A 26825-nucleotide genomic window follows, 5' to 3' on the forward strand; every position below is an offset into this window, starting at 1 on the left:
CCGGAGCCGGTGCGCCCGGCGGCCGCCGCCCAGTTCGCCGCGAACCTGTCGCCCGGCGACGCGGTGCGGCGGCGCGTCGGGCTGCCGTACCGGCTGGTCGAGGGCGACGAGCAGGCGGTGCTGGAGCTGGCGGACCGGCAGATCCGGCTGCCGGCCGCGACGACCCCGGCGCTGCGGGTGCTGCTCGCCGGCGGTACCAGCCGGGTCGGCGAGCTGCCCGAACTGACCGGGGCGGACCAGCTGGTGCTGGTGCGGCGGCTGTTGCGGGAGGGCGTGCTGACGGCGTCGACCGGGTCGTGACGTGCGTACCTGGCCGCGCTGCTCGTTCCTCGCCGAGGCGGCCGGTGACCCGCGGGAAGGTACCGCGCCGCCGGCGAACCGCTGGCTGCTGATCGAGCATCCCGGACCGTGGGGCCGCAACGCGCTCACCCAGTCCGGCCTCGGCACCGACACCGTCGCGGCGCTGGCCGGGTGGGCCGGCACGTACGGGGGCCGGGTGACGCTGATCCGCCGCCCGGGTCGGCGGGGGCGGCCGGTCGCGGCCCGCCGCTGGTTCCGGGTCGACTCGCGGCCGGGCCACGAGGCGATCCGTACCGGCTCGTTCGGTACCGACGCCGACCTGGTCGCCGCGCTCGACGCGCCGGGTGAACCCGCCGCCGGCCCGCTGCAGCTGGTCTGCGCGCACGGCCGGCACGACCCCTGCTGCGCCGTGCGCGGGCGGGCGCTGGCCGCGACGCTCGCCGCCGCCGACCCGGCCGGTACCTGGGAGTGCAGCCACGTCGGCGGCTGCCGCTTCGCACCGGTACTGGTGCTGCTGCCGCACGGCTACACCCTCGGCGGCGTACCGCCCGCCGACGCGGTGCGCATCACCCGGGACTACCGCGCCGGCACCCTCGACCCGCACTGGGTACGCGGCCGCACCTCGCTGCCGCCGGCGGCGCAGGCCGCCCAGTACCACGCCCGGGCCGCCACCGGCGCGACCGGCGTCGACGCGGTGCGGGTGGTCGCGGTCGAGCAGATCGGGGAGGCGGGCTGGCGGGTCACGCTGGCCGACCCGGACTGCACGGTGCTGCTGCGCGAGCGGCACGTGGCCGCCGGCCGCCCGCTGACCTGCGCCGCCACCACCAACGGCTGGCTTCGCCTGTTCGACCTGCTGGAGCTGCACACCGACCGCACCGCCCCGGACCCGACCTGAGCCGACCGGCACCCGGGCCCGTCCGGGGCCGGGCCAGGCGCGTGCGCCGCCAGCCGGCCAGCCGAGTCGCGGCCGGACCCTGGCCCCGGACAACGGGCGGCCGGCACGGCGGTACCCGGGCCGGGGCGTTGCCGCGGCGCGTGGTCGCCGGGTACAAGCGTGGTTGTGCCGGCCGATCCGAGTTGGACGATCGGTTCGGTTTGGGACCGAACGAGCACTAGTCTCGAGGCGTGCGCCGGCGCTGCCGGCGGTGGCGGTGGCCGAGCGGCGCAGGGGGAGCGATGAGCGACGAGCCGATCAGCGACAGCGAGCGGCAGGCCCTGCAGCGCGAGCTGACCGAGCTGCACGCGGAGCGTGCCGAGCTGGCCGCGACCCTGCAGGACCCGGCGGGCGACGGCGACGCCGCCGACCATGCCGACCGGGAACGCCGGGCGATGAACCTCGGGCCGATCGACGAGCGCATCGCCCGGCTCACCGACCGGCTGCGTACCGCGGCGCCCGGCGGGCCGGCGAGCGACGTGATCGGGGTGGGCAGCACGGTGCGGCTGCGGTTCGCCGACGGCTCGGTCGGCACGGTGGAGATCGCGGCCCTCGACGACCAGTCGGACGCCAGCCTGGTCACCGCGGACAGCCCGCTCGGCCGGGCGCTCGCCGGGCACCGCGCCGGCGACACGGTGCGCTACGACGCGCCGGCCGGCGCGCAGACCGCGGTGGTGCTGTCGGTCGGCGACCAGGCGGCCGACTGACCGCCGGGCGGTACCGGTGCGGGGAGGTGTGCGGATGGCCGACGTGACCACGACACAGCGGGTCGGGCAGGCGATGGTCACCGCGCCGAGCACGCACGGCACCGCCACCACCGTGGCGCAGCTGCGTCGGTACTTCGCCGACGACCACGTGCACCTGGCCCTGATCGTCGCGCCGGACGGCCGGCTGGTCAGCACGGTGGAACGCGCCGACCTGACCACGACGCTGCCCGGCGCCACGCTGGCCCGGTCGGTCGGTACGCTTGCCGGCCGTACCGTCGGGCCCGACGATCCGGTGGAGCGGGCGGCGGCGATCCTGGCGCGGCGGCGGCGCCGCCGGCTGGCGGTCGTGGACGGCGCCGGCCGGCTGATGGGGTTGCTGTGCCTCAAACGCAGCCGTACCGGCTTCTGCTCGGACGCCGACGTGCGCGCCCGCGCCGCCGACCGGCACGTGCGCACCCGCGCGGCCGACCGGCACGTGCGCGCCCGGGCCGCCGACCGGCCAGGCTGCGCCGGCGAGCCGTGACCGCGCCGGTCAGCCGCGGCCGGCGCGGGTCAGGTACACCGCGAGCCCGGCGGTCGCCGCCGCCGCGAGCGCGATGCCGAACACCCAGAACGTCCACATCGGACTGATCTGCTGCACGAACCAGCCGAAGTTCATCCCGAAGAACGCGGTGAGGAATGTCAGCGGCAGGAACACCGTCGCGACGATGGTGAGCCGCTTCATCACCTGGTTCATCCGGTTCGACACCTCGGTGAGGTACAGGTCGAGCACCCCGCCGAGCTGCTCCCGGTACGAGCCGATCAGCCCGGCGGCCCGGTCGAGATGGTCGTGGACGTCGCGGAACCCGACCCGGTCGTCGTCGGTGATGGCGTCGCCCAGCGTGGCGAACAGCCCGCCGGCCGGGTCGAGCAGCTCGCGCTGCGGTACCACGACGTGCCGCAGCTCGGTGAGCTGCCGGCGCAGCGCGAAGATGTGCTGGCGCTTGGCCCGGGTGGCGTTTTCGGCCACCGACGCCTGCAGGTCGTCGATCGTGCCGTCGAAGCCGTCGAGCGTGTTCAGCAGCCGGTCGGCCAGCTCGTCCAGCACGCCGTGCAGAGCCCGCCCGACGTGCCCGGGGTCGATGGCGGCGACGCGCCTGACCGCCGCCTGCAACGCCGCCAGCGGCTGCCGGGTGACGGTGACCAGCGCGCCGTCGGTGACGTGCAGGTGCACCTCGACCAGCTTCGGCCGGTCCCCGGTACCGGACTGCGCGCCGTAGAACACCAGCAGCGCGCCGTGCGGATAGGCGTCGAACTTGGCGCGTTGACCGAACTCCTGCGAGTCCTCGATCGCCATCGGGTGGATCGGCAGGAGCTGCCCGACCCGGTGCAGGTCGCCCTCGGCCGGGTCGGTCAGCCGCAGCCAGAACGGCTCACCGCGCCCGCGCAGGGCGCGGATCCGGTCGGCGTCGACCGCCTCGATGACCTCCATCAGGTCGCCACGAGCAGCGTCTGCGGTGCCGCCGCGCGCATCCGGCTGCGCAGCCAGGCATGCTGCGCCGTGGTCTGGCCATGGCAGCCGGCGACGGTGTCGATCAGCTCCCGGTCCCGGGCGCCGGCGGCGGCCTGCCCGACCAGCGCCCAGGTGATGTCGACCAGGCTGACCAGCTGGTACAGGTCCTGCAGGTCGCGCAGCAGCCCGACCGGCCCGCCGCGGGTCGTGGTGAGCCCGTCCGGGCGCAGCCGCTCCGGCTCCGGCTCCCGGCGGTCGGTGTAACGCGCCGTGACCGGGGCGAGCGCCTCGACGTGCGCGGTGGCCTGCCGGGCGAAGTCGGCGCAGGTGTAGTGCACGTCCGCCTCGTCGGCATGCCCCTGCGACACGGTGACGTACGAGTCGGCCAGGGTCTGCTCGGCCGCCGCCAGCAGGATCAGGTAGGTACACAGGTGCATCGTGCTCACCGTCCCGGGTTCGTGATGGTGGCGTCCACCGGCGCGGACGCGGTGTTGGTGGGTGCCGGTGCGGGCCCGTCGCCGTGCCGGATCAGCTGGACGTTGACCGCGGCGACCTTGAACTCCGGCTGCTTGGAGATCGGGTCCCAGGCGGTGATGGTCAGGTCGTTGGCGGCGGTCTCGACGAACCCGGAGTCGCCGTAGTGCCAGGGCGCGAAGACGGTGCCCTCCCGTACGTGCGAGATCCGGGCCGGTGCCTGGATCGCGCCCCGCCGCGAGGTGACCCGGACGATGTCGCCCTCGCCGACGCCGAGCCGGGCGGCGTCCTGTGTGGACAGTTCGACCCACATCGACGGGGCCGCGTCCTGCAACTGGCGGGCCCGCTTGGTCTTGGTCCGGGTGTGCCAGTGGAACACGGTGCGGCCGGTGGTGAACCGCAGCGGGAACTGCTCGTCGGGCACCTCGTAGGCCGGCTGGTACCCGGTGGTCTTCAGGATGGCGCGACCGTCGATGCGGCGCGCGCTGTACTGCTCGGCCGACACGCCGGCGCCGGTCGCGAGGTCGTGCCCGTACGTCTCGCAGCGGGCCCGGTCGGTGACGAAGACGCCGTCGGTGTAGAGCCGCTCGGTGCCGGCCGGTGCGGTGTCGTTGCAGGGCCACTGGATCCCGCCGACGTCGTGCAGTTGCTGGTAGCTCAGCCCGGAGTAGTCGCACGGCCGGCCGACGGTGGCGGCCTTCCACGCCTCGAACGCCGCCTCGGGAGTGTCCCAGGCCGGCAGCGGTCCGCCGTCCCTGTCGGCCAACCCCAGCCGGCGGGCGTAGTCGATCCAGACGTCCAGGTCGCTGCGCGCCTGGCCGGGCGGCTCGATCGCCTTCTCCTGCAGGTGCACGGTGCGGTCGACGTTGGTGAACGTGCCGGTCTTCTCCGCCCACAGCGCCACCGGCAGCACCACGTCGGCCAGCTCGGTGGTCTCGGTGCGGTACGCGTCGGAGACCACCACGAAGCACTGGTTACCGGACAGGATGCGGCGGATCCGGTTCAGGTTCGGCATCGACACCGCCGGGTTGGTACCGGCGATCCAGAGGAACCCGATCGACCCCTGCTCGGCGTACCGGAACATCGCGTTCGCGTCGGTCGGCGGCGACCAGTGCGGGATCACCAGCGGGTCCACGTTCCACAGCCGGGCCAGCTCCTCGACGTGCTCGGCGTTGCCCCAGTTGCGGAAGCCGGGCAGCGCCGGCCCGCAACCGGCCTCCCGGTTGTTCTCCGCCGACGGCTGCCCGTTCATCTGCAGGATCCCGGCGCCGGGCCGGCCGAGCATGCCGCGCAGCAGGTGCAGGTTGTTGACCTGGCAGGCCGCCGCGGTCGCCTGGTGCGACTGGTAGAACCCCATCGAGCAGGTGGACACCACCCGGTCGCTGGTGCCGAACACGTCCGCGGCGGCGACGATGTCGGCGGCCGGTACCCCGCAGATCTCGGCCGCCCATTCGGGGGTCGCGTCCGCGGTCGCCGCCGCCAGCTCGTCGTAGCCGACGGTGTGCGCGGCCACGTACTCCCGATCGACGTAGCCGACCGCGATCAGCTGGTGCACCAGCGCGTTCATCAACGCGAGGTTGGTGCCGTTGCGGATCGGCAGGTGCACCGTGGCCCGCTCCGCCACCTTGGTACGGCGGGGGTCCACGCACACCAGCCGCGGCGGGTTCGGCCCGTCCAGCCGGTCCAGCATCCGTGCCCACAGTACGGTCTGGGTCTCGGCGACGTTGTGCCCGAACAGGAACAGCGCGTCGCAGTCGTCCACGTCGGTGTAGGAGCCGGGTTGCCCGTCGCAGCCGAAGCTCTCCCCGAACGCGGTCGCCGCGGTCGCCGTGCACAGCCGGGTGTTGCCGTCCATGTGCGGGGTGCCGATGCCGCCCTTGCCGATCGTCGCGAGGGTGTAGAACTCCTCGATCATCAGCTGGCCGGAGGTGAAGAACCCGTGCGAGAGCGGCCCCTTGGTGTCCAGCAGGTTCCGGGACCGCTCGACCACCGCGGACATCGCGGTCTCCCAGTCGGTCTCGACCAGCCGGCCGCCCTGCCGGATCAACGGTGCGGTGAGCCGGTCGTGCTGCTGCCCCTGCCAGCCGTACAGCCCCTTCGGCCCCATCCGGCCGTGGTTGACGCGGTCCTCCGCCCGGCCCCGGATCCCGACGATCCGCCCCCCGGCGACCGCGACCTCCACCCCGCATCCGTTGGAACACAACAGGCACGCGCCCCGCACCCAGCTCTCCACGTCGGACTCCGCCACCCCGTCGACCAGGAACTGGTCGACTCGATCCGGCCAGGCATCGCCAGACGCGTAGGGTGTCCGCTCACCCCAGATCTCGACCACACGATCATTCATCTCCGCTGCCCTCTCTCGCGTCGCCCGTGTGCTGACTCGCCTGCCCGTGCGCTCCTTCAACGAGAGCGCGGGTCGTGCCCGTCGTCGTCGCTTCCGGCAGCGTGCTGCCGCGATCTGCCAGCTCGTCGGCCCGCCGAAGCAGCGTGAACGCCGGTCGCCGGCGCGTCGAGTGCACCGCTGCCCGAGTACGCCGAGCCACCGTCCGGCACCGTGATCCGCAGCGTGGTACCCGGATGTACCAACTCCACCGCGAGTAGGACCACTACGCCCACCCACACCGCGAACGCCACCCAGATCTCGACCCGGGCGATGTCGACCATGAACACCACCCCGGTGGCTCGGCCGTAGTTCACGCTGGCCGCGGCGTACATGCCCAGCGGGAACACCATGCTCCACAGGCTCGCGTCGTAACGCAGCGGCGCGCCGTGCCGCAGGTGCCGCCAGATCACGAACACCAGCAGCAACGGAATCCACCAGGTACCGAACGCCCACAACAAAAACGCCAGCCCGGACACCACCGGCCGGGTCGCCGCCAGTACCGGCGGACCGGCCGGCAACGACACGATCTTCGCCGCGGCCAGCACGGTGATCGCGGTGGCTCCCATGTACACCCAGTAGGTCGGGCTCAACGCGTGCGGGGTGACCGGCGCGTCCAGCAGCCGCGACATCACCAGCCCGGCAAGCATCAGGTACAGCACCACCCCGATGCCCCAGAACGCCACCGCCACCGGCGCGAGCCACCCGGCGCGGTCGCTCGCCGAGGCCGCGATCGTGGCGGCCGACGCGGCCAACGACTGGGTACCGACCACCCACATGAACCAGCTGCCGTTGGTCCGCGGCAGCACCGGCTCGGCCCGGCGGCCGACGATCATCGCGCCCGGAATCCCGTACACCAGCACCAGCCAGACCGGAACGCTCGCCAGCGCGAGGATCGACGCGGTGAGCAGGTGCTGGTCGGCCGCCAGCCGCATGCCGAGCACGTTCGGCGCTGCCACCAGGGTGAAGTAACCGAAACCGCGACCGGGATCGCGCGCGTCGCGCAGCATCCGGCCCGGGAACCGCGCCGCGCGCCACCCGTACCCGACCAGCAGCAGCGCGAACGCGACCACCGCGACGACCAGCAGGACGCGCGACAGCAACTGCCAACCGAACGCGGCCAGCGCGGTCGAGATGATGCCGGTGGCCATCACCAGCGCCGCGTAACCGGGTGACAGTTCGGCGATCTCGCGCCGCAGCCGGTCCTTCATGGCGCCGGGCGGGGGTGGGTCGCACGCCGGTCGCGGGGCCCGCTCGCTACCGGGCCGCGGTCGTGCGCTCCGGTGCGATTCCGTGCCTCCACAACCGATCACCACCCGTCATTCCGCGAAGCCTAGCCGCCGGCGGTGGTGCGGAGGGCCCATCCTGGATTCGTTGTGGCAGGGCACAACCGTGGTTGTACCGTCCGGGCAACGACGCCGGCCGCGCCGCTCGGATCGGTGGTCGGACGAGGCGGGCCGCCGCGGTCGTGCCGGCCCGCTGTCGTCGGCACGCGGTGGCTGCTCCGCGGCAGGAACGTCGGTACCAGGATCAGCGTTCGCACCGCGGCGTCCGGAGCCGGGAGCTACAGTGCGGATATTAGCGGCAAAACCCCTGTCATCGGATGCTGAACGTCAAGCCGGGCAAGCGATCCGATGTCGCGGAATCGCGTGCCGTTCGGAGTCTTGACGGCCGCAACCGCCGGTGCCAGGGTGAGCACGAACCGAACCGGGCCACCACATTCCGGCCGGCACCACGTCGCGGCCGCGGCTCGCTCCGAGTGATCCGGTACGACGCGATCCGGTACGACGCGAGGAGGACGGCATGGCGATCGGTGGTGGCCCGAGGGACACGACGCCCGGCGAGGGTGCGGCGCCCGGCATCGAGCACCGGGACGGCACTGCGGGTGACATCGGCAGGCGAGTGGTCACCCGGCGCAGCGCCCTCGTCGGCGGTGCCGCCCTGGTCGCCGGCGCCGGGCTGCTGGGTGCGGCCCCGGCGTACGCCGACGACCCGGCCGACGCGACCCGCGCCGGCTCGCACGACCTGTCGCCCCGGCAGCAGGCCGGCCAGCGGGTGATCTGGTCGTACCCGGGGCTGACGCCGCCGCAGGAGCTGTTCGACGCGATCCGGGCCGGGCTGGTCGGCGGCGTGATCTTCTTCGGCGAGAACATCGACCGTAACGACCGCAGCCAGATCCAGGGCGTGACCCGCGCGCTTGCTCAGGCACAGGCGGACAGCGGCATCCGGTACCCGATGCTGATCATGACCGACCAGGAGGGCGGCATCGTCCAGCGGCTGCCCGGCGCTCCCGGCATCTCCGAGAAGCAGATCGGCGCGTCGGCGGACCCGGTGGCCACCGCGACCTCGGCGGGCACCGGCGCCGCGGAGAACCTGCTGGACGCCGGGATGAACTGCAACCTCGCCCCGGTCCTGGACGTCTACCGCGAGGCGGGGAACTTCGACGACCGGTTCGGTCGCTCGTACAGCATGGATCCGGCCGTCTGCGGCGCCTGCGGTGCCGCGTCGATCGTCGCGCAGCAGCGGCTCGGCGTGGTCACCACGGCCAAGCACTTTCCCGGGCTCGGCGCCGCGACCCGGGACGCGAACACCGACCTCGGCCCGGTCACGCTGGACGTGTCCCGGTCCGACCTGCGCAGCATCGACGAACTGCCGTTCCGGTACGCGATCGGCGCCCGGGTCGACATGGTCATGACGTCCTGGGCGACGTACCCGGCGCTGGACCCGCACCTGCCGTCCGGGCTGTCGCCGCGCATCGTGCAGGGCGAGCTGCGGCACCGGCTGAAGTTCCGCGGCGTCACCATCACCGACGCGATCGAGGCCGGCGCGCTGGACGAGTTCGGCGGTACCGGCGAGCGCGCGGTGCGCGCCGCGGCGGCCGGCATGGACGTCCTGCTGTGCTCTGCCCGCGACGTCAGCCAGGGCCAGGACGCGGTGGACGCGCTGCACGCCGCGATCGCCGACCGCCGGCTCAACCGCGGCCAGGCCAACCAGGCGCTGCAGCGGGTCATCGCGCTGCGCCGCCGCCTGCACTGATCGGCCACGGCGCGCGATCAGGCGGTGCCCCGCCGGTTGCGCGCCCGGCGGGTGGCCGGGCCGAGGCCGAGTCCGGCCGCCACGGCGAGGTCGTCGCCGGTGTCCACGTCGCAGCGCAGCGACGGTGACCCGGCACCGATGCGTACCGCGCCGGTGGCCGCGTGCGCGGCCGCGGAGCCGACGCCGAAGTGCGGGTCGAGCGGCTGTCCGGGCGCGGCGAGCAGCAGGGTGGTACCGACGCCCGGACGGTCGGCGCAGAACGCCCGCCGGCCGTCCGCCTCGGCGATCGCCGCGGCCAGCTCGGCCGGGCGCAGGGCGGGCAGGTCGGCCTGCAGCGCCCCGACCGTACCGGCCGGGCTGCGCAGCCGCTCGGCCCCGAACGCCAGCGCCGCGTTCAGCCCCGGCAGCCCGCGCTCGTCGATGCACTCGACGCCGGTACCGGACAGCGCGTCCGGCACCCGCTTGTCCTCGCAGATCACCAGGATCCGGCGCACCCCGTCGGCCCGCGCGGCGGCGGTCACGGTGTCCAGCAGCAGCGCGAGGACCAGGCCGGGGTGCTCGTCGGCCGGCACCACCCCGCGCAGCCGGGTCTTCGCCGCGCCCAGCCGCTTGATCGGTACGACCAGATCCACGCCGTGTGCCGCAGGACTCATCGATCTCCTTCACCCGTCCCGGTGGGGAGCGCGCCACCGGGCGCCCGCGGCTAGCGCGGCACGAACGCGAGCACCTCCTGCAGCCGGTGGACGTGCTCGTGGTCGCCCGGGTCGTCGCAGTCGTCGTACGGATCGTAGTGGACCGCCCGGATGCCGGCCGCCTGCGCGCCCCGCACGTCGGCCGGCACGGTGTCCCCGACGTGTACCGCGTGCGCGGCGTCGACGCCGACCCGGTCCAGCGCGGCGCGAAACAGTCGCGGGTCGGGCTTGTCGAAGCCGACGATCGCGCTGTCGAGCACCGCGTCGACCGGTACGCCGGGGCCGTCACCCTCCTGGCACATTCGCGCGTCGAGCAGCATCTGCGCGATCCGGCCGTCGGCCTGGGAGACCACCGCGACGTGCAGGCCGGCCCCGGTCGCCGCGGCGAGTGCCTGCTTGGACGCCGGATCGGGTGCGTGCCACATGTTGCGGGTGCGGGAGATCGCCAGGTACTCCTCGGCGCAGGCGCGCCACCGCTGCTCGGGCACGCCCGCGTACCGGGGGAGCAGGTCGTAGTAGTCGCCCTGCGGCGCGCCGCGGGTCGGGAACGCCGCGTTGTGCGCCGCGAAGTGCGCCCGGACGAAGCCTTCGGGGGTGTCGACGCCGCCGTGGCGGGCGATCACGGGCGTCAGGATCGCGGCGTTGGGGAGCAGCAGCACCCCGCCGACGTCGACGAGCAGCCCCTTCGGTTGGTCGGCCGGGGTTGGGGGGTGGTGGTGAGTCATGGGCTGAGATCCGATCTGCTTTGAAAAATGTATCAGCAGGCTAGCGCAGATTGAAAGTATTGACGACGCTCGCCGGGGCGTGCAACGATCAGCCGCATGACGCAGGATGGCTCCACGCCGGGGGCCCAGGTGCCGACGGTGCTCGAGCGGATCGCGGCGGCACGACCGACCTTCTCGGCCGGCCTGATCCGGGTCGCCGACGCGATCTCACGAAACCCTGAACTGACGGCGAACATCGGGATCGTCGAGCTCGCCCAGACGGCGGGCACCTCGGTGGGCACCGTGACCCGGTTCTGCCGGGTGATCGGCCTCGACGGGTACACCGCGCTGCGGCTGGCGCTCGCCGCCGAGCTCGGGCAGGCGGCGGCCGACCTGGACGCCGACCCCACCGGCGAGATCGAGCCGTCCGCCAGCGCCCGGGACACCGTCAAGCTGATCGCCGCGTCCAGCGTCAACGCCATCCGCCGCACCGCCACGCTGCTGGACACCGACGCGCTGAGCCGGCTCGCGGTCGCCGTCGACGAGGCCCGGCAGGTGCAGATCTTCGCCTTCGGCGGCAGCGCGCAGGTCGCGCGCTACCTCGCCGACCAGCTCGTCGGCATCGGCGTCGTCACGCTCACCTCGCCCGACGTGACCATCGCCGCCGCGCACGCGGTGACCCTCGGCGCCGGCGACGTGGCGATCGCGATCAGCCACTCGGGTACCGCGCAGCACGCCCTCGACCTGCTGTCGGTGGCCCGCGAACGCGGCGCGTTCACCGCCGGGATCACCAGCAGCGTGCACGCCCCGCTGGTCACCGAGGCCGATCTGACCCTGGTCACCACGGCGCGCAGTACGACCGCGCGCTACCGCGGCACCGCGGGCCGGCACGCGCAGCTGTTCGTCACCGACGCGCTCTACGTCCGGGTCTCGCAGCGCCGCGCGAGCCAGGCGAACCGGCTGCTGACCCTCGCCGGGCAGGCGACCGCGCCGTACCAGACGCGCACCGGCGAGCACCGGGCGGCACACCGGACCCCGACGCCGGTGGTCGTCACCGAGCAGGCGAGCGGTCGCATCCTGGTGCTCGACACCGACCAGGACTGGGCGACGGAATCCGCCGTGCGCTGGTCCTGGCGGCCGGACGTGGACGCCGACGACCCGGACCGGCCCTGGCGGTGGCCCACCGACGCGCGGCTGCGACGCGACGCGTCGGGCCAGCGGTACGTGCTCGTCGCCGACTCGTACGGGCTGCTCGCCCAGGTGCGCTACCCGCAGGGTGGGGCGCCGGTCTGGTCGGTGCACGCCGGCGCGGCGGCGAACCCGCACGGCATCGAGCTGCTGCCGGACGGCAACGTCGCCGCCGCGGCGAGCACCGGCGGCTGGGTCCGGGTGTACCCGGCGAGCCAGGGCCCGGGTGCGGACGGGTACGCCGAGGACCGGTTGCCCGGCGCGCACGAGGTGCTGTGGCGCGCCGAGGACGGTGCGCTGTGGGCGATCGGCGACGAGCTGCTCGTCCGGTACCAGGTGGGCGGGTCCGCCGCGGCCCCGACGTTGCGGCGCGCGGCGAGCCACGACCTGCCGACCGCGGGCGGCCACGACCTGCAGCCGGTCGCCGGCGATCCGCGGCTGTTGTGGGTGACCACGGTGCACGGGGTGTACCGGTTCGATACCGTCGCCGGGCGGTTCGCGACGGGGGCGCGGGCGTGGGACCGGCCGGACGTCAAGAGCGTGGGTACCGACCGGAGATCCGGTGCGGTGCTGCAGACGACCCCGAAGCCGGACGACGAGTGCGACTGGTGCACCGACCAGGTCGACTTCTACCTCGGCGACGAGCCCCGGGCATCGAGGACGCTGCCCGGCGGGCGCATCTACCGGGCCCGCTGGTTCGCCGTCGACAGCAACTGACCTGCGCCGACGCCGGTCGCTGAACAGCAGAACAACGCCAAGGAAAACATTGCACAGGTCTCTGCTCGACATTGAAATAATTTCGGACCAGCGGTAGGAAGGTGCCATGTCCGAGGAAGCAGTTCTGCCCGCCGCCAGGCGGGTGCGCCGGCGGGCCGCCGCCACGATGACGGCCTCGCAGCGGCGCGAGGGTGGCGCGGGCTACCTGCTCATCGCGCCGACCACGGTCCTGCTCGTGCTGTTCTACCTGTACCCGCTCGCGCAGACCGTGTTCTACAGCTTCACGAACTGGAACCCGGCCACCGGCCGCTCCGACGCCCTCGTCGGCCTGTCGAACTACACCCACCTGGTCCGCGATCCCCAGTTCCTGCGCGCCACCGCCAACACCGCGATCTACGTCGCGGTCGTGGTGCCGTGCACCCTGGCCATCGGGCTGTTCTTCGCGGCGATGCTGGCCACCCCGTTCCGCGGCCGCGGCGTCTACCGGGCGCTGATCTTCGTCCCGCACATCGCGCCGACGGTCGGTACCGCGCTGGTCTTCAGCTACCTGCTCTCGCCGCTCGGCGGCGTCGTCAACTACGCGCTGAGCGCGTTCGGCGTCGCGCCGATCGGGTTCCTGACCACCGAACCGTGGGCGCTGGTGTCGGTCATCGTCTTCTCGATCTGGCAGGGCGTCGGGTACTCGATGATCATCTACTCGGCGGCGCTGGCGAACATCCCGCCGAGCTACCACGAGGCCGCCCGGCTCGACGGCGCCGGCCCGGTCCGCCGGTTCTTCTCCATCTCGTTCCCGCTGGTGGCGCCGACCACCGGGTTCCTCGCCATCACCGGGATCATCTCCTCGCTGCAGGTGTTCACCCAGGTGTACGTGCTGACCGGGGGCGGCCCGCTGCAGTCCACCCAGACGCTGCTGTTCTACGTGTACGAGCAGGGTTTCGTGTACTTCCACGGCGGCTCGGCCAGCGCCGCCGCCGTCCTCCTGCTGCTGTGCGGGATCCTCGTGTCGGTCCTGCAGCTGCGGGTTCTCGCCCGGCGCAACACCGCCGAGCTCGGCTGAGGGGACGGACATGAGTCAACCGCTGCGGCTGCGCCGCCTCGCACCGAACGTGGCCCGGCACGCCATCCTGCTCGTCGCGGTCGCCATCTTCTTCGGCCCGTTCGTGTGGATGCTGCTGACCAGCTTCAAGTCGTCCAGCGAGGCGCTGTCGTTCCCGCCGACGTTCCTGCCGCACGAGTGGCGCTTCGACAGCTACCTGCGCATCTTCACGGTGGCGCCGTTCGGGCTCTACTACCTCAACAGCACCATCGTCACGGTGCTCGCGACCTTCGGGCAGATCGTCACCAGCCTCGCCGCCGGGTACGCGTTCGCCCGGATGCGGTTCCGCGGCCGTACGGTCATCTTCGTCGTGCTGCTCGCCGCGCTGATGGTGCCGTTCGAGGTCGTGTTCACCCCGCTGGTCACGCTGCTGTCCCAGCTCGGCTGGCTGAACAGCTACCAGGGACTGATCATCCCGAACGTGCCGTCGATCCTCGGCGCGTTCCTGTTCCGGCAGTTCTTCCTGTCGTTCCCGACCGAGATCGAGGACGCCAGCCGGATCGACGGCGCCGGGATCTGGCGCCGGCTGTGGTCGGTCATGGCACCGATGGCCCGACCGATGATCGGATCGTTCGCGATCCTGTCGTTCGTCTACAACTGGAACAACTTCTTCTTCCAGTTCCTCGTCACCACCAGGTCGAGGTACTACACGGTGCAGGTCGGGCTCGCCCAACTCCAGGGCGAGAACAACACGACGGACTTCGGCCTGCTGATGGCCGGATCCACCCTCGCGATCATCCCCGTCATGATCGTCTTCCTCATCTTCCAACGGCAGCTCGTCTCCGCCATGTCCGGCGGCCTGCGCTGAGAATGCCTGTCCCGTACGAGATCCCGCTCTGTCACGTCCCGCTCGAACCGACCACGGTCGAACCGATCCCGGTCGAACCTCAGGAGCAGCCATGACCTCTCGATCCCTCCTCGCCCGGCGCACCCGCGTCGGGATCGCCGGCGCCACCGCGGTGATCGCCGCGCTCACCACGACCGCCTGCGGCGGCTCGGTGACCGGTAACGACAGCGACTCCGCCGGCCGGACCACCATCACCGTGTGGGCCGGCAGTACCGGCGGCACCGAACCGCTGAAGCGGCAGCTGATCGACCAGTTCAACTCCTCGCAGCACAAGTACAAGGTCGAGCTGGAGGTGCAGCCCGCCAGTACCGAGGCGCACGCGAAGCTGATCAACGCGGTCAAGAACAAGCAGGGCCCCAACCTCGTCCTCGACGACGGCGCGCCGCAGGAGCTCGGTCAGGTCATCGCCACCGGCTCGGTCGTACCGCTGGACAGCTACCTCGACCGCAAGGGCTCGACGCTGACGAAGAGCGACTTCACGAAGGGGATGGCGGACACCGGCACCTTCGACGGCAAGGTCTACTCGCTGCCGACCCAGGGCGGCGACTACGCCCTGATCTACAACAAGAAGATGTTCACGGCGGCCGGTATCGACAAGCCGCCGGCCACCTGGGCCGAGCTGGAGCGCGACGCGGCCAAGCTGACCCACGGCACCAAGCAGTACGGGATGTACCTGCCGATCGGTACCGGCGGGACCGCACCGTTCTACTGGCAGTCCATGCTGTGGAGCGCCGGCGGCGAGTTCATGAACGCCGACAACACCAAGGTCGAGTTCAACAGCCCCGCCGGGGTGCGGGCGCTGACCGCCTGGACCGAGATGGTCAAGAACGGCACCGCCTACCCGACCAGCCTGCAGACGCCGAGCGACAACGGCAACACCGCCGCGATGACCTCCAAGCGGGCCGCGATGGCCATCAACGGCGCCTACAACCTCGGCGTGCTCGACGAGGCGCTCGGCAAGGAGAACGTCGGGGTCGCGCCGCTGCCGCCGCTGGACAAGCCGGCGATGAACCTGGGCACGAACAACTCGTACATCATGAAGGGCACGGCGGCGCAGGAGGCCGGCGCCTGGGCGTTCCTGCAGTACTGGCTCACGCCGAAGACCCAGGCCAAGTGGGACGCCGCGAACGGGTTCCTACCCACCAACACCAGGACCACCGACGACCCGGCCTGGAAGAAGTACCTCGAGCAGAACCCGCGGATGAAGGTGTTCGCCGACGCGCTGAGCTACGCCAAGAGCCGGCCGTCGATCGAGGCGTACGCCGGGATCTCCGACGCGCTGTCCGTCGAGCTGGAGAAGGCGTTGCTGCAGAAGGAATCGCCGGCCGAGGCGCTGAAGAAGGCCGAGGCGGGCGCGACCGCCGCGCTGAAGTAACTGCCGCTCCCGTGGAAGGGTTGCCCGTGACACCAACGATCTCCGCCGCCCGTGCGGTACTGGAACGGCTGCTCGGGCGCGACCGCGCCGACCGGTTCGAGCTGGTGCTCGAACCCGGGCCCGGCAGCGAGTTCCGCATCGAGGACGCCGGTGGCACGGTCCGGGTGACCGCACCGCGGCTGCCGGACCTGCTCGCCGGGGCCCGCTGGTACGTCTCGCACGTGGCGCACGGGCACCTGAGCCGGCACGGCGACCGGCTGCCCACGGAGCTGCCGCCCGCGGGTGCGCCGGTGCGCCGGCGCACCCGGCACACGCATCGCTTCGCGCACAACCACACCGTCTCCGGCTACTCCGCCTCGTACTGGGGCTGGGCGGAGTGGGAACGCGAGATCGACTTCCTGGCCTGGTCGGGCACTACCCACCTGCTGGTGCTCACCGGGCAGGAGATCGTCTGGCGCGACCTGCTGGTCGAGCTCGGGTTCACCGACGAGGCGGCCCGCGGCTGGCTCAGCATGCCCGGCCACCTGCCCTGGCAGTGGATGGGCAACCTGTACGGCTACGGCGGCGGGCAGCCGACCGAGCTGCTGGAACAGCGTGCCGCGCTGGGTCGTCGCATCCTCGACCGGTTGCGGGAACTGGACATCACCCCGGTGCTGCCGGGGTTCGCGGGGTTCGTGCCGCAGGAACTCGTGGACGCCCGCGACGACCTCACCGCGGTACCGCAGGGAAAGTGGCTCGGGTTCGACCGGCCGACCTGGATCGACCCCACCGCGCCGGGCTTCCGTGACGTCGCGGGCCGCTGGTACCGGTTGCAGGCCGAAAGGTTCGGCGCGTCCACCGCGTACTCGATGGACGTGCTGCACGAGGGCGGGCTCGCCGGCGGGATGGACATCTGCGCCGCCGCGGCGAACCTGCAGGGCGCGCTGCTGGACGCGCACCCGGACGCCACCTGGGTGGTCCAGGCCTGGGGCGCGAACCCGACCCCCGAACTGCTCGCCGGTGTCGACCCGGAACACCTGCTGGTACTGGACATCAACGCCGACGACACCCCGCGCTGGCGGTCCCGGCAGGCGTTCGACGGTGCGCCGTGGGTGTTCGGCACCATCTCCACCTGGGGCGGCCGCCAGTACGTGTTCGGCAAGCTGCCGGAGATCTGCCGGCTGCCGGCGCTGACCGGCACCGGCCGGCTGTGCGGCACCGTGCAGGCCGCGGAGAGCCTGGAGAGCAACCCGGTCGTCGACGACCTGCTCGCCGACGCCATCTGGTCCGACGCCGAGATCGACCTGGACGACTGGATCGCCGGGTACGTGCGTCGCCGGTACGGCACCGACGACGGCTCGGCGGTGGCCGCCTGGCACCGGTTCGTGCGCACCGCGTACGGCCAGTACATCGCCGACGACATCGACGGCACCAACGCCGGCCCGGACTCGCTGTTCGTGGCGCGCCCCGCACTCGACGCGCAGCGGGCGATCGAGTGGCGACCGTGGATCGTCCCGTACGACGTGGCCGACTTCGAGGCCGGCTGGCGGTCGCTGATCCGGGCGGCGCCGGCCGCGGGCGAGTCCGAGCCTTACCGGCACGACCTGGTCGACGTGACCGTGCAGGTGCTGTCCAACCGCAGTCGCTGGTTGCTGCCGCAACTGCGCGCGGCGGTGGACGCCGGCGACGATGCCGCGGTCGATCGGTGGGGCGCCTGGTTCCTGCGGATGATCGACCAGTGCGAGCAGGTCCTGGCCACCCGCAGCGAGTTCCTGCTCGGCACCTGGCTGGCCCAGGCCGCCGCGACCGCCGGCCCCGCCGGCGTCGACGACATCAGTACGCTCGTCACCACCTGGGGCGACACCCCGGAGCGCGACGAGCTGCACGACTACGCGGCCCGGCACGCCGCCGGCCTGATGGCCGGTCACTACGCGCGGCGCTGGCGCCGGTTCCTCACCGACCTGCGGGCGGGCCGCGCGACGACCGACTGGTACGACCTCGAACGGGGCTGGGCACGGGAGTTGGCCGACGCGCCCACCGAGCCGCGGGGCGACACTGTCGCGACCGCCTCGGACATCGCGGCCACGCTGCCGCCGGTCGATCCGCCGCCGGTCACCGTGTCGCTGCGCGCCGAACCCCGGCCGGACGGTACGGCGGTCACGGCGACCGTCGTCAACGAGGGCACCGCCGAGATCCGGCTCGACCGGGCTCGCCTGCTCCGCCCGTCCGCCGACCCGCTGCTGATGCTCGACGAGGTCCTCGCCCCCGGCGCCAAGCACGAACTGACCTGGCTGCTGCCCGCCACCGCCACCGGCACCGCCGAGGCCGCCGTCTACTTCGACCCCTCCAGCCGCACCACCCACACCGCCCGAGCCCACACCCAACTTCCACCCCGCGACGGGGACGCGTCGGGGTGAGGGCGCGGCCCGGAGACCGCACCGCGGTCCGATAGCCACGAGTCCGGTTCGGTCGCCCCGTCGTCGGGCCCCGGCGGCGGCAGGCCAACACCTAGACTCGCAGTCGTGGCCTACGAACCGAACTCCTTGCTGGGCCGGCTCGTCGGATCGCGGCTCCTGGCGGTCGAGTTCGTTCTCGACTATCTGCAGCTGCGGTTCGACGGCGCCTCGACCGAGCAACCGATCCTGACGTGTGAGGTCATGCCGATCGTGGCCGCGGCCGGTCGCGAGTACCCGCCGGCGAGTTCCGGGTGGGCCGATGCGCTGCGTGCACTGATCGGAAAGGACGTGCTCGGCACGCGGGAGTCGACCGGGACCGGCATCGCGATCGACTTCGCGGCCGGCTCGATACTGCTGCACCCGGCGCAGGACGACCTCGTCGGTCCGGAGATCGCGATGCTCCGCGGCTTCGACGACGGCGCCTGGATGGCCTGGCGCCCCGGCGAGAACAGCTTCGAGGACCTCTGACCGACGGTCAGCTCGGCGCCGTCGACGCGATCGGTGTCTCGACCGGTGGCATGGGCTGCTTCGAGGACCTGGTGCCGCAGGACAGTAGCGGTGTGCGCCCCGAGCAGGCGGCGCTGGAGAGGCTGCAGCGGGAGATCTTCGCGGCGACCCGACGCGAACCCGGGCGACGGGATGGGTGAGGCTTCGTGACCGCGGGAACAGAGCTGCACTCGGTGCTCGGTTCGCTGGCCCGGGGGAGTTCGAAGGCCGGATGGACGAGCGGGCCGCCAACGTCCTGGACCCGAACCGGCCGGCGGTCGCGTGACCGCCGCGGTCCCGTTCGGCTGCACCGGATCGCAGGTACGTAGGCAGGTCGTGGTCAGGCCTTGGCTGGGGATCGGGTGGTGGCCAGGCGGGGGAAGGCGCAGGCGGCGAGGATGGCGACGATCGGTACGACGGAAAGAATGGCGAGCGGTTCGGCGCCGAAGATGACGAAGCCGCCCCAGAAGATCGACGGGCCCGGCCCGTCGCGGTGGGTGTTGGCCATCAGCGAACCGGCCGCGGTCGGGATGTTGCCGAAGCAGGCCGGGGCGAGCAGCAGCAGCGTCGCCACGCACAGCGCCACGTAGCTGCGCCGCAGTGCGCGGCTGCGCCGACGCATCCGTAGGGAGGTGACCACCCCCAGCAGCGCACCGAGCGCCGCACCGGCGATGCCGCCGAGGATCGTGTCCACCGGCTGGCTGGCCGGTTCGTCCCAACGGATCCCGACCGACAGCTGGGCCGGGTTGTCCTGGTCGCTGCTCCAGACCGACACCGCGGCGAGGTACCCGTCGCGGCTGCCGGACACCGTGGCCGTGCCGGGCGGCGAGCTCCCCGGGGCGTACCGCTCCACGTCGACGCGGACCTCGTGCCAGCCGTGCGCCCGCATCCGCCGCGCGACGCGGTCGGCCAGCGCCCGGTAGTCGGCGTGCCGCGGGACCGACCCGCTGAAGTCGGCGCTGCCGACCCGCACCCCGGTGCCTCCGTGCAGGCTGTGCTCGCTGTACGGGTTCCAGAAGGTGTGCCGGCCGAAGTAGCCGTCGTCGTGCGGGCGGACCGGCAGCACGGTGCGCGCCAGCCTGGTCGCCGTGGCCTTGTCCGGCGCCAGCGGATCCACCTGCCGCCAGGAGATCCAGGAACCCAGCGCGATGCCGCACAGCGCGCCGAGCACGGCCGCCACCGTCGCGACGACGAACGTGCGTACCCCGGCATCCACGACCCGCCGGCCGAGTCCGTGTCCGAGCAGGCGCACCGCCTCGCGGGCGGCCGGCCGGCTGCGGCCGGGTTCGGCGGCGTCCAGCAGCGTGCCGAGGATCTCCGCACCGCGTTCCCGCCGGTACGCCCGGGGGTAGGCGAGCAGCCAGCGGCGGTACCGGCGGGCGAGCGCCTCGGCGCGGTTCTCGTCGGACATCGGCATCCCTTCGGTGGTGGGGTCCTGCGCGGCAACCGGCGGCACGGCCGGTGGGCTGGCCAGAGGGCCGCAACGCCGCTGGCGGCGGGCCGGCCGGGTGATCACGCCGGATGGGGCGCTTCGGCGACGCCACGAAGCCGGCGGGTCGCCCGCGCTGCGTCCTGCCGCATCCGGGCCGCCTCCGCGGCGAGCTGGGTGGCGCCGTCGTCGGTGAGCCGGTAGTAACGGCGCAGCCGGCCGTCGACGGTCTCCTCGCGGTCGACCTCGACCAGCCCCTCGCCGCTGAGCCGGTCCAGCGCCGCGTACAGCGTGCCGGCCGCGAGGCGCACCCGGTCGTCGGACAGCCGGGACACTTCCTGGATCACCGCGTACCCGTGCAGCGGGTGCAGGGCGAGCGCGGAGAGGATCAGGAAGCTGGGCCGGCGCATGCTCGTCATCCGCCCAATATACAGTTCATCGTACTATCGCGCATCCCTTGCCGTGGTCACGTCGACGGCGGAGCGCAGGAACCGAGCCTGATGGCGGACTGGCGGACGGTGCCGGCGTCCCTCGTCGTCAGGTGCAGTCAACCGCCGCGTACGGCCGGGACCCGGTCGGTCCCGGGCGCCAGCGACCGTCGGCGCGAGCGTCGACGGAGCCGACCGGTGAGGAGGGCGGCGACCAGCAGACCGGTCGCGACGGCGAGGATGGCGAAGCTGGGCGGCAGCACGGGCACCAGGTATGCGATGGTCAGTCCGGCCCACACCGACAGCACCGCGAGCGCACCCGAGAGCGGCAGCGCCCGGTACGGGTTGCCGACCAGCCGGGCGGCGGCCCCGGCCGGCGCGGCGACCAGCCCCAGGATCAGCAGCGACCCGACGACCTGGGTTGCCTCGGCGGCGGCGACGGCCGTCAGGGCGAGGAACCCGAACCCGAGCAGCCGTACCGGTACCCCGCGCACGGCGGCGACCGTCTCGTCGAGGCTGGCGAAGATCAGCGGCCGGGCCACGATCGCCAGCAGCAGGCAGACGCCCAGGCCGATCGCGGCCGCGGCGACCGCCCGGCCGTGGCCGATCCCGAACACCGACCCGAACAGTACGGTCACCGATGCCGCACCGTTGCCCGCGCTGCGGCGGGTGGTGTAGAGCGTCAACAACAGCACGCCCAAGCCGAGCACCCAGGCGAACGCGCCGCCGATGACCACGTCGTCGGGTTTGGCGCGGCGGCCCGCGGCGGCCATCCCGAGCCCGACCAGTACGGTCGTCGCGAACAGCCCGACGCGCAGGTCCAGCCCCAGCGCCAGCGCGGCGAACGCGCCGGTGAACGAGACGTGGCTGAGCGCGTCCGCGGTGAACACCTGCGCCCGCAGCACGAGCAGGTAGCCGACCAGGCCGGCGGCGAGTGCGACGAAGGTACCGGCGAGGAACGCCTCCCGCAGGTAGGCGTGCGAGAACATGGTCGCGAGCGCGCTCACCGGTCGAACCGCCGGATGCGCTGCGGCTCGGCGTGCGCGCACAGGGCCGCGAGTGATTTCACGGGGCTGTCCTCCGGGAGCCGGGCAGGCCGTCGCGCGGGAACACGGTCACCAGGCGGCCGCCGCGGTGCCGGCGGTCGAGCCCGGCGCGGCCACCCGCGGCGGTCACGAATCCGGCGAACGCGATGCTGGTCAGCCAGAACCCGAGCGGGTAGGGCGAGTAGTAGGTGGCGGTCAGCGCGCTCCACACGGCGACGAGGCCGAACAGTACGGACAGGGCGAGGCCGCGGGCCGGGCGGGCGGTGATCCGGTGCGCGGTCGCCGCGGGCAACACCAGCAACGCGAACACCAGCAGCGCGCCGGTGATGGAGGCGACCGCGGCGACGGTGGCGCCCAGTACCAGCAGGAAACCCAGATCCAGCGCGCGTACCGGCACGCCGGCGACCCGGGCGGTCTCGGCGTCGGTGGAGGCGAACAGCAGCGGTCGGCCGGCCACCGCGAGCAGCGCCAGCACCAGCACCGCCAGGACGGCGAGGACGGTGACCTGACCGCCGGTGATGCCCAGGAAGCTGCCGAACAGCAGGGCGCTGGTGCCGTTGAGGAATCCCTTGTACAACGCGACGAACAGGAAACCGCAGGCCAGCAGGAAGCCCTGGACCGTACCGACCAGGGCGGACTCGTGGCCGTGCCGGCCGGCGCCGCGCCCGCCGAGTAACGCGATGACCACGGCGGCGGCGAGGCAGAACCCGAAGTACCCGGTGAGCGCGCCGGCGCCGAGCAGGGTGGCGCCCGCGGCGCCGGGAAAGCCCACCGCGGACAGCGTGTGCGCGACGAACGTCTGCCGGCGCAGCACGACCAGCCAGCCGGTCAACGCGCTCAGTACGGCCACGATCGTGCCGGCCCGGAACGCGTTGACCATGAACGGCTGCGACCACATCTGCACCACGTCGGCGACCAGGTCGACCGAGAAGCGGACGTCGTCCATGTCAGCCGCCGACCGGCTGGTGGTCGTGGCCGACGGGCGAGTCGGGCACCCCGACGACGACCGTACGGCCGCCGGCGGTCCGCAGCACCTCGACCGGCGTGCCGTACAGCGCGGTCAGCGACGCACTGTCGAGCACCTGCTCCGGCGCGCCGACGACCGATCCGGCCGGGCCGAGGTACACCACCCGGTCCAGGTGCGCGACGATCGGGTTGACGTCGTGCGCCACCATCACCACCGCGACGCCCTGGTCGCGTCCGATCCGGCCGACCAGCGCCGCGATCGCCGCCTGGTTGGGCAGATCCAGGCTGTCCAGCGGTTCGTCCAGCAGCAGGATCCGGGGGCGACGGGCCAGCGCTTGCGCGATCAGGATCCGTTGCTGCTCGCCGCCGGAGAGCGTGCCGACCGGGCGGTGCGCGTACCGGCCTGCCCCGACCAGCTCGACGAGCTCGGCGATGCGCTGCTTCCGCTGCCGGGCCGGGCGGCCGGGCAACGGCAGGCCCCACCGGTGCCCGTCGACGCCCAGCCGGATCAGGTCCACCCCGCGGATCCGGGTACTCGCGTCGAAGCTGCGACGCTGCGGCAGGTAACCGATCGCCCGGCGGGCCCGGGCCGGCGAGGTGGCCAGTACCCGGATCTGCCCGGCTGCCAACGGTTGCAGCCCGAGCATCGCCTTCAGCAGGGTCGACTTGCCCACCCCGTTGGGCCCCAGGATGGCGGCGAACTCGCCCGCCGCCACGTCGACCCGGACGTCGTGCCAGACCCGACGCCCGCCCAGCTCGACCGCGGCGTCGCGCACCTCGATCACCGTTGCGGGGAGCCGTCCGAAGTGGGCCGCCGGGTCGGCGGTCACTTGCCGGTTCCCTGGTGCAGGGCCGAGATCAGCGCCTTGAGCTGCGCCACCTGCCACTGCTGGAACGAGGCGCCGGCCGGGGTGAGCGTCTCGGTCACGGTGGCCACCGGGATGCCCTTCGCCTTGGCCGCCTTCACCTGTGCCTGCACGTCCGGCGTGGCGTTCTGCGAGTTGTACACGTACACCTTGATCTGCCTGCCGGCGATCTGCCGGTCGATGGCCTGCTTGTCCGCGGCGGTCGGGTCGGTGCCCTCGCTGATCGCGGTCAGGAACGACGCGGGCGTCTTCAGGTCCAGCCCGGTCGCGTCGGCCAGCGGCGTGAAGATCGACTCCGACGCGCCGACCGGGGTGCCGGCGTAGGTCGACTTGATCTGGCCGATCAGGCCGAAGTACTCCTTGAGGTTCGTGTCGACGACCTTGTCGTGCTGCTTGCCGTAGAAGCTTGCGTGCTTCGGGTCGATCTTCTCGTAGTCGGCGGTGATGCGGTCGATGACGGTCCGTACGTCGGTCGGTGAGTACCACCGGTGCGGGTTGCCGCCGTCCTTGACGCCCACCAGCTCGCCGACGGTGAGTACGGTGCGGTCCTTGCTCGGGTTGGCGGACACCAGCTTGCCCGCCCACGAGTCGTAGCCGATGCCGTTGACGATCGCGAGCTGGGCGCCCGCCATGGCCCGGCCGTCGGCGGCGATCGGTTCGTAGTCGTGCGGGTCGGCGCTGGGGCTGTCGATGATGTTCCGCACCGTGACATGGCTGCCGCCGAGCTGCCCGGCGAGGCTGCCCCAGAAGTTCTCGGCCGCGACCACCTGGATGCGGTGGGTGGCGCCGCCCGTACCGGAGGGGGTGGTGCCGGTGGAACACCCGGCGGCCAGGGTGGCGAGGGCGACGCCGGCCAGTGCGAGCGCCATCGTTCGGACGCGGCCTGGTCGACCACGGCGACGGGGTTGGTTCACCGGAACTCCTTCGTACTGAGAGGTTGCCCCGGATGCTAATGACAACGATTTTCAATAACAAATGGACGCATGCCGATATGGCGATGACTGCACGTCTGGCGCACACTCGGTCCCGGCGGTGGCTCGGTCCGACAGTGGCTCGGTCCGGCGGTGGCTTGGTCCGGCGGTGGCTCGGCCCGGCAATCGGCTGGCCGACATGGGTGGCGCGCGGCGTTTCCCGGTCGGGCCTACATTGCGGGGATGCCTTCCGTACCGGACGCCGTCGCGGTCGCTCGCGCGTTCCGGCTCGCTGCCCCCGTCGCGCCGCTGGTGCCGGTCCGGTACGGCAGCAGCGAGACCTGGCGGCTCGACACCGCCGCCGGCAGGTACCTGGTGAAACGGCTGGTCGTCGACGGCTGGCGAGACCTGCTGACCCGAGCCATGGAGCTGGAGCGGCACGCCGCGAGCGCCGGCCTGCCCGTGGCGGTACCGGTCGAGCCGGCCGAGGCCGCGTTCGAGCTCGCCGCCGACCTCGGCGACGGTCACGGTGCCGTCCGGGTACACGAGTGGCTCGACGCCGTGCCCGGCGGCGCCGCGACCCCGGAGTGGTGGGGCTCGACACTGGCGGCACTGCACGCGCTCGCGCCAGCCGCCGAGCCGGTCGACGCCGCCTGGCACCTCTGGTACGGCGTCCACCCGGCCGAGACGTGGGGCCGGTGGCTCGCCGCCGGTACCGCCCGGGACCTGGCCTGGGCCGCACCGTTGCGCCGCCACCGCGGCCTGATCGGCGAGCTCACCGCCGCGATCGACGCCGCGTACCGCAGCGTCGGCGACCACGTCCGCACCCACCGCGATCTGGTGCCGCACAACGTACTGGTGACCCGGGACCGCGGACCTGTCCTGATCGACTGGGACACCGCCGGCCCCGACAGCGCCACCCTCGAAACGGCAGCCGCCTGCTGGGACGCCGCCCGGCACGCCGCGAGCGGCGACGACCCCGACCGCGCCTGGATCTCCGCCGCGCTGGACTCCTACCGCGCCCACGGCGGGCAGCTGCGCCGCGGCGAGTTCCTGCTCGCCCGTCGGCTCGGGCTCCACCTGGCCCGGTGTGCGGAGAAACTCGCGGTCAGCCTTGGCGAGGAGCCATCCGGCTCCCTGGATCCCGGCGCCGCCGAACAGCGGGCAGCAACCCAACTCGCCGCTCTCCCTGACTTCGCCACGAGCCTGCAACGGTGGTCCACCCGAATGGCCTGACCGGCTGTGTCGGCGCCTGGCGTCAGGGTCCGCGGCACGGCCGTTCCCCCGTGGGTCCGGGCTCGCGGTGGTGTGTCGGCCCGGAGTCGTTGGGGTGCGGCCGCCTCGTGAGCTGTTCCGGCCCGCAGTCCTTGGGGCGCGGGAGTTTCGCGAACGGTCCAGAATGGACGGATGCTCGATCCCGTGATGCTCCAGGCCGCGTCCGAGGTGACGGTCATCGACGGCGCCGGCTACGATCCCGCACACCGGCAGGCGAACGCCAGGCTGCTCGTGGAACGAGACTCTCGGCGCATCGCCGAGATCGCGGAACTGCTCTGCGACACCGTTCCGGGTGCGACCGGCATGGACTGGATGGAGTGGCCGGAGGTGTCGTTCGTGTTCCTGTCGGGCCGGCGGGTACTGCGCGAACTCGGCCTCCTCTCGCGCGCCGACCACGTGCGCGACGCCGAGTACCCCGATCTGCCCCTCTGCCGTCCGCTCGCCGTCGACGATTGGCTGCGCGCCGCCGGCGTCCACCTCCGCCACCCACCCGCGCGCCGCGAGCCCGCCGTCGACCACCCGATCCGGAAGCCCCGTGACGCGGTCTAGCAGATCGCGCCAGTGTGATTTCGGTGCGAGACGAAGAACCACGATTACAGAGGAATTTGTCGGGTCAGCGCTGATTCGCCCGAAAAACTGGCCGACCCGGCCAGCGGCGATCCGACTCGATCGACTCGGGCACTGCTGTATCTGACGTATGAGGATCCGGATCGCTACTGGGTGGAGGGCTCCTGCTCGACCAACTAGTTGTTCTGGGTCATGACGTTGGTGACGCCTGCGTGCAGCCGTGAGGCTGGTGGGCGGTCTCCGATGGCGGTGTGTGCTCGATGGTAGTTGTAGTGAACGTTCCATACGTCGATGGCGGCGGCGCGTTCGGCTTCGCTGGACCACGCTCGGGTGTAGAGCAGTTCGTCGGCCAGGATGCGGTTGTAGCGTTCGACCTTGCCGTTGTGTCGGGGTGTGAACGGTCGGATGCGTTGGTGGCGGGCGCCGTGGCTGGCCACGATGCGGGTGAAGCGGTGCGCGCGGTAGTTGGCGCCG

The 26825-nt window shown here is 72.7% G+C and carries 25 protein-coding genes and 1 pseudogene; 13 read left to right on the top strand and 13 right to left on the bottom strand.

Going from position 1 to position 26825, the window contains the following annotated elements; translation table 11 throughout:
* From NUM_RS05330 to NUM_RS05345, 4 genes and pseudogenes are all read left to right on the top strand, one after another.
* A pseudogene (locus tag NUM_RS05330) lies at nt 1–300 on the top strand (cupin); the annotation flags it as partial.
* A 1-nt stretch (nt 301) separates the two neighbouring features.
* Nucleotides 302–1195, top strand: coding sequence for a sucrase ferredoxin (locus NUM_RS05335; protein ID WP_207123432.1), 894 nt, complete (start codon nt 302–304; stop codon nt 1193–1195).
* Nucleotides 1196–1476: 281 nt separating this feature from the next.
* Nucleotides 1477–1941: a GreA/GreB family elongation factor gene (locus tag NUM_RS05340; protein WP_207123433.1), complete on the top strand. Its 465-nt coding sequence runs from the start codon at nt 1477–1479 to the stop codon at nt 1939–1941.
* Between the two features lie 34 nt (nt 1942–1975).
* Entirely contained in the window at nt 1976–2464 is a 489-nt protein-coding gene (locus NUM_RS05345) for a CBS domain-containing protein (protein ID WP_207123434.1), read from the top strand.
* 9 nt (nt 2465–2473) lie between these two features.
* Here NUM_RS05345 and NUM_RS05350 read toward each other — a convergent pair whose 3' ends face one another.
* From NUM_RS05350 to NUM_RS05365, 4 genes are read right to left on the bottom strand one after another with little or no spacing between them, the layout of a single operon-like run.
* Nucleotides 2474–3412 carry a magnesium transporter CorA family protein gene (locus NUM_RS05350; RefSeq protein ID WP_207123435.1) on the bottom strand — a complete coding sequence of 313 codons (939 nt, stop codon included), beginning with the start codon at nt 3410–3412 and terminating at the stop codon, nt 2474–2476.
* Entirely contained in the window at nt 3412–3870 is a 459-nt protein-coding gene (locus NUM_RS05355) for a hypothetical protein (RefSeq protein WP_207123436.1), read from the bottom strand. Before NUM_RS05355 ends, NUM_RS05350 begins: the two co-directional genes overlap by 1 nt.
* A 5-nt stretch (nt 3871–3875) precedes the next feature.
* Nucleotides 3876–6251, bottom strand: coding sequence for a molybdopterin oxidoreductase family protein (locus tag NUM_RS05360; protein WP_207123437.1), 2376 nt, complete (start codon nt 6249–6251; stop codon nt 3876–3878).
* Nucleotides 6252–6307: 56 nt separating this feature from the next.
* A complete protein-coding gene (locus NUM_RS05365; RefSeq protein ID WP_207123438.1) occupies nt 6308–7498 on the bottom strand; it encodes a tellurite resistance/C4-dicarboxylate transporter family protein in 1191 nt (396 codons plus the stop codon).
* A 592-nt stretch (nt 7499–8090) separates the two neighbouring features.
* Here NUM_RS05365 and NUM_RS05370 point away from each other — a divergent pair.
* Nucleotides 8091–9323: a glycoside hydrolase family 3 N-terminal domain-containing protein gene (locus tag NUM_RS05370; protein WP_207123439.1), complete on the top strand. Its 1233-nt coding sequence runs from the start codon at nt 8091–8093 to the stop codon at nt 9321–9323.
* Nucleotides 9324–9340: 17 nt separating this feature from the next.
* Here NUM_RS05370 and cofC read toward each other — a convergent pair whose 3' ends face one another.
* Nucleotides 9341–9976: a 2-phospho-L-lactate guanylyltransferase gene (gene cofC, locus NUM_RS05375; RefSeq protein ID WP_207123440.1), complete on the bottom strand. Its 636-nt coding sequence runs from the start codon at nt 9974–9976 to the stop codon at nt 9341–9343.
* 50 nt (nt 9977–10026) lie between these two features.
* The gene (locus tag NUM_RS05380; RefSeq protein ID WP_207123441.1) at nt 10027–10740 is read right to left on the bottom strand and encodes an HAD family hydrolase; all 714 of its coding nucleotides are present in this window, start codon (nt 10738–10740) and stop codon (nt 10027–10029) included.
* A 96-nt stretch (nt 10741–10836) separates the two neighbouring features.
* Between NUM_RS05380 and NUM_RS05385 the strand changes: the two genes are divergently transcribed.
* The 6 genes from NUM_RS05385 to NUM_RS05410 all read left to right on the top strand — a co-directional run bounded on the left by NUM_RS05385 (nt 10837) and on the right by NUM_RS05410 (nt 18845).
* Complete coding sequence (locus NUM_RS05385; RefSeq protein ID WP_207123442.1) at nt 10837–12624, top strand: DUF6528 family protein; 1788 nt, start codon at nt 10837–10839, stop codon at nt 12622–12624.
* 106 nt (nt 12625–12730) lie between these two features.
* The gene (locus tag NUM_RS05390; RefSeq protein ID WP_207123443.1) at nt 12731–13681 is read left to right on the top strand and encodes a carbohydrate ABC transporter permease; all 951 of its coding nucleotides are present in this window, start codon (nt 12731–12733) and stop codon (nt 13679–13681) included.
* Nucleotides 13682–13691: 10 nt separating this feature from the next.
* Nucleotides 13692–14528, top strand: coding sequence for a carbohydrate ABC transporter permease (locus NUM_RS05395; RefSeq protein WP_207123444.1), 837 nt, complete (start codon nt 13692–13694; stop codon nt 14526–14528).
* 91 nt (nt 14529–14619) lie between these two features.
* Nucleotides 14620–15942 carry an ABC transporter substrate-binding protein gene (locus NUM_RS05400; RefSeq protein WP_207123445.1) on the top strand — a complete coding sequence of 441 codons (1323 nt, stop codon included), beginning with the start codon at nt 14620–14622 and terminating at the stop codon, nt 15940–15942.
* A gap of 26 nt (nt 15943–15968) precedes the next feature.
* A complete protein-coding gene (locus NUM_RS05405; protein WP_207123446.1) occupies nt 15969–18338 on the top strand; it encodes an alpha-N-acetylglucosaminidase in 2370 nt (789 codons plus the stop codon).
* Nucleotides 18339–18443: 105 nt separating this feature from the next.
* Nucleotides 18444–18845, top strand: a complete 402-nt coding sequence (locus NUM_RS05410) for a hypothetical protein (RefSeq protein ID WP_207123447.1) — start codon at nt 18444–18446, stop codon at nt 18843–18845.
* Between the two features lie 358 nt (nt 18846–19203).
* On the opposite strand, the gene NUM_RS05415 is transcribed toward NUM_RS05410, so the two are convergent.
* The 6 genes from NUM_RS05415 to NUM_RS05440 all read right to left on the bottom strand — a co-directional run bounded on the left by NUM_RS05415 (nt 19204) and on the right by NUM_RS05440 (nt 24467).
* Nucleotides 19204–20274 (bottom strand): hypothetical protein, encoded by a 1071-nt coding sequence (locus NUM_RS05415; protein ID WP_207123448.1) that lies wholly within the window; start codon nt 20272–20274, stop codon nt 19204–19206.
* A gap of 101 nt (nt 20275–20375) precedes the next feature.
* A complete protein-coding gene (locus NUM_RS05420; RefSeq protein ID WP_370466930.1) occupies nt 20376–20702 on the bottom strand; it encodes a PadR family transcriptional regulator in 327 nt (108 codons plus the stop codon).
* Between the two features lie 137 nt (nt 20703–20839).
* The gene (locus NUM_RS05425; protein ID WP_207123450.1) at nt 20840–21727 is read right to left on the bottom strand and encodes a metal ABC transporter permease; all 888 of its coding nucleotides are present in this window, start codon (nt 21725–21727) and stop codon (nt 20840–20842) included.
* 58 nt (nt 21728–21785) lie between these two features.
* The gene (locus NUM_RS05430; protein WP_207123451.1) at nt 21786–22712 is read right to left on the bottom strand and encodes a metal ABC transporter permease; all 927 of its coding nucleotides are present in this window, start codon (nt 22710–22712) and stop codon (nt 21786–21788) included.
* A 1-nt stretch (nt 22713) separates the two neighbouring features.
* The gene (locus NUM_RS05435; protein ID WP_207123452.1) at nt 22714–23562 is read right to left on the bottom strand and encodes a metal ABC transporter ATP-binding protein; all 849 of its coding nucleotides are present in this window, start codon (nt 23560–23562) and stop codon (nt 22714–22716) included.
* Entirely contained in the window at nt 23559–24467 is a 909-nt protein-coding gene (locus NUM_RS05440) for a metal ABC transporter solute-binding protein, Zn/Mn family (RefSeq protein ID WP_207123453.1), read from the bottom strand. Before NUM_RS05440 ends, NUM_RS05435 begins: the two co-directional genes overlap by 4 nt.
* Before the next feature lie 285 nt (nt 24468–24752).
* Here NUM_RS05440 and NUM_RS05445 point away from each other — a divergent pair, with 285 nt between their 5' ends.
* Together NUM_RS05445 and NUM_RS05450 are read left to right on the top strand one after the other, a co-directional pair.
* Complete coding sequence (locus tag NUM_RS05445) at nt 24753–25745, top strand: phosphotransferase (protein ID WP_207123454.1); 993 nt, start codon at nt 24753–24755, stop codon at nt 25743–25745.
* Between the two features lie 171 nt (nt 25746–25916).
* Nucleotides 25917–26333 (top strand): hypothetical protein, encoded by a 417-nt coding sequence (locus NUM_RS05450; RefSeq protein ID WP_207123455.1) that lies wholly within the window; start codon nt 25917–25919, stop codon nt 26331–26333.
* A gap of 194 nt (nt 26334–26527) precedes the next feature.
* Here NUM_RS05450 and NUM_RS05455 read toward each other — a convergent pair.
* On the bottom strand, nt 26528–26825 hold a 298-nt coding region (locus NUM_RS05455; protein ID WP_207123456.1), incomplete at its 5' end, for an integrase core domain-containing protein.

The sequence above is a fragment of the Actinocatenispora comari genome (assembly GCF_017312725.1).
GTDB lineage: Bacteria > Actinomycetota > Actinomycetes > Mycobacteriales > Micromonosporaceae > Actinocatenispora > Actinocatenispora comari.